At 64.5% G+C, this 1,503-nt stretch carries 3 protein-coding genes; all 3 read left to right on the top strand.

What is annotated here, in order from left to right:
• Positions 1–171: 171 nt before the first annotated feature.
• The 3 genes from LX12_RS21715 to LX12_RS21705 all read left to right on the top strand — a co-directional run bounded on the left by LX12_RS21715 (position 172) and on the right by LX12_RS21705 (position 1,439).
• Complete coding sequence (locus tag LX12_RS21715) at positions 172–360, top strand: hypothetical protein (RefSeq protein WP_253656702.1); 189 nt, start codon at positions 172–174, stop codon at positions 358–360.
• A gap of 744 nt (positions 361–1,104) precedes the next feature.
• Positions 1,105–1,257, top strand: a complete 153-nt coding sequence (locus tag LX12_RS21710) for a hypothetical protein (protein WP_253656701.1) — start codon at positions 1,105–1,107, stop codon at positions 1,255–1,257.
• On the top strand, positions 1,254–1,439 hold the full coding sequence (locus tag LX12_RS21705; RefSeq protein WP_253656700.1) for a hypothetical protein: 186 nt from the start codon (positions 1,254–1,256) through the stop codon (positions 1,437–1,439). The genes LX12_RS21710 and LX12_RS21705 overlap by 4 nt, the downstream gene beginning before the upstream one ends.
• Positions 1,440–1,503 lie beyond the last annotated feature (64 nt).

Below are 1,503 nucleotides of genomic sequence, written 5' to 3'. Positions count from 1 at the left end.
CCCCATCCTCGGACGGAACCCACGGGCAGGGAGCGCGTCTGCCTGAGCACTGCCCTCCCTCGCAGCTGCTGCTCAAACCACCGCGCACATCGTTCGGGGTCGTCTTCCCCGCAGCGCAGTGCTGGCACCCCAATGGTGCGCGGCCCCGAACCCCAACAGGGGGTGTCTCTCATGGCAGACGACGTCGAGATGGTGGAGCCGTGTGCTGTGGCGCGCATGGCCCGCAACGGCTGGTTGGCCGTGAAGATCGCTGAGACGCTGCACATGACGATGCCGGAGGTTGGCAAGGCGCTACAGGATGCTGACGCCGCGGAGAAGGGCATTCCGAAGCAGCGCATCGTGACAGGCAAGCTGAAGTGACCGGCCACGACGTGCGGGTCGGAACGTCTGTCGGCACCCCGACCGTTGGCGGCTGGTGCGACACCTGCAACCTGCCGTCGGGCATCTCCTGGCCGCTGTACGCCATCACGCCGCGAGGTGTCCTATCGCTCGGCACCTACGACACGTGTGCGGACTGCGAGTCGTGACACCCCGGCTTGCGTTCATCCCGCAACCCGAGCGCCGCGTCCCCTGCTGTGAATGCCCCACCATCGCAACCCACATCGGCTGGGATGACGCCCCCTCATTCCTGTGCAACACCCACCTCGAGCCGTGGATGCAGTGGCGGGGTTTTACGTTCGACTACGGGAGCGTGGCGTGAACTACCTCCGACGCTTCTGGTGCTACTGGACCGGCCACCTGTGGATGGGCTCGTTTGAGAACCACACCTACTGCGAACGCTGCGGCCACGTATGGAAGCGAGGCGAGGGATGATCGGGTACAGCGACACATCGTTTCTCGGCACCATCCCTGGCGCCTGCTGGGTTGACGCACACGGCAACGTGCTGCACACCGACCACTGCACAGGGCACCTTGACTGGGCAGCCATGACCCGCGACGCGATCAAGGTTTGCAAGCCGTTGGGTTTGCGCGGTCCGTGAACACCACCGTCTGCGCTTTGTGTGAGGCAACCCGCTGGGCGCCATGCTCCACCGTGTGCCGTATCGAATCCCAGTCTCCGGTTGTTGAGGACCGTGTTCGGGCAGGGGAGAAGGAGACAGCGCAGTGATCAACCACTACCTGGTGCTCGAGAAGCGGAAGGGTGAGCGCGAGACCAAGCGCTTCCGCAGCGAGGACGAACTGATCGGGTACGTCCGCGCTCTCGAGGACACACCTCACGGCTTTGAGCGGATGACACTTCAGAAGGACGCAGCATGAGCGACCGCTACGACGACATGTCCACTGCTGACCTTCTCCGTGAGGTTTGCCGCAAGCTGGACCGCATCGAGAAGCAGGGCGACCGCAGCGTCCACATCAATCGCGTCGAGCAGATGCGGGCGACACAAGCGCACCTTGCCCAGAGCGCAGTCCGCCGACCCGGAGCCCTCTGCGGCTACTGACCGCCATGTCCCGCTTCTTTGCTCTGCCTGTTGCTTTCACCGCCACCATCGGCGCCAGCATCAA

This window comes from Williamsia serinedens (assembly GCF_024171725.1).
Classification (GTDB): domain Bacteria; phylum Actinomycetota; class Actinomycetes; order Mycobacteriales; family Mycobacteriaceae; genus Williamsia_A; species Williamsia_A serinedens.
The sequence above is the reverse complement of the archived record's forward strand: the minus strand, read 5'-3'. Positions and strand labels throughout refer to the sequence as shown.

Excerpts from the sequence above, each read along its gene's own strand:
- LX12_RS21715 (WP_253656702.1), top strand. The coding sequence starts at position 172 with ATGGCAGACGACGTCGAGATGGTGGAGCCGTGTGCTGTGGCGCGCATG.
- LX12_RS21705 (WP_253656700.1), top strand. The coding sequence starts at position 1,254 with ATGAGCGACCGCTACGACGACATGTCCACTGCTGACCTTCTCCGTGAG.